The sequence below is a fragment of the Pseudomonas sp. yb_2 genome (genome assembly GCF_043103905.1).
GTDB classification, from domain to species: Bacteria; Pseudomonadota; Gammaproteobacteria; order Pseudomonadales; family Pseudomonadaceae; genus Aquipseudomonas; species Aquipseudomonas alloputida.
The window spans coordinates 1-681 of record NZ_JBICKH010000051.1 but is presented as its reverse complement, the minus strand read 5'-3'; the positions used below and the strand labels follow the sequence as shown (position 1 = coordinate 681).

Here is a 681-nt window from a genome sequence, read left to right as displayed (position 1 = left end):
ACCGGCGTAATCATCGGTCATCACGTAACCGCGATAGCCCTCCAGCAGGCGCAGCGGCACCTCCTGCGCGCGGCTGGTGGTGTAATCGAACAGCACGACTTGTCGATCAGGCGGGCCACTGGCCTGCACCCACATCCAGGATTGACTGGTCGGATCACGATCCGGCTCTTTGAGCACCTGCACGCGAGTTTCATCGCAATGGATCACCGGGCTTTCCAGCAGGCGGTCACGCATCAGGTTCAGCAGTGGCTGAAAGTGTTCGCTGCACTGGATGACCCAGCGGGCCAGGGTTTGCCGGGGGATCTCGATACCATGTCGGTTCAGCACCGTTTCGAAGCGGTGCAGCGGCAGGCCATCGACGTACTTGGTGGTTAGCAACATCGCCAGCACGCTGGGACTGGCCATGCTCTTTTCAATCAATTGGGCCGGCTTGTCAGCGGTGACCGGCGCGGTTTCGCAGCCACGGCAGCCATAGATTTTGCGTACGTGTTTAAGCACACGGATCTGCATCGGCACGATGTCGAGTTGTTCGCTGGTTTGCTCGCCAACCACGTGTTTGCGGCAACCACAGGCGCAAGTCAGTTCGTGCTCGGGCAAGTCATGAATGACTTCAATGCGTGGCAGGTCAGCCGACAGTGGCTTGCGTTTGCCGCGCTGCTTGCTTGGCGCAACAACTTCTTC

Annotated in this window: 1 pseudogene; it reads right to left on the bottom strand. The window is 59.5% G+C overall.

The window, feature by feature from the left end:
* A pseudogene (locus tag ACF8FB_RS11965) lies at positions 1-681 on the bottom strand (IS66-like element ISPpu15 family transposase); the annotation flags it as partial.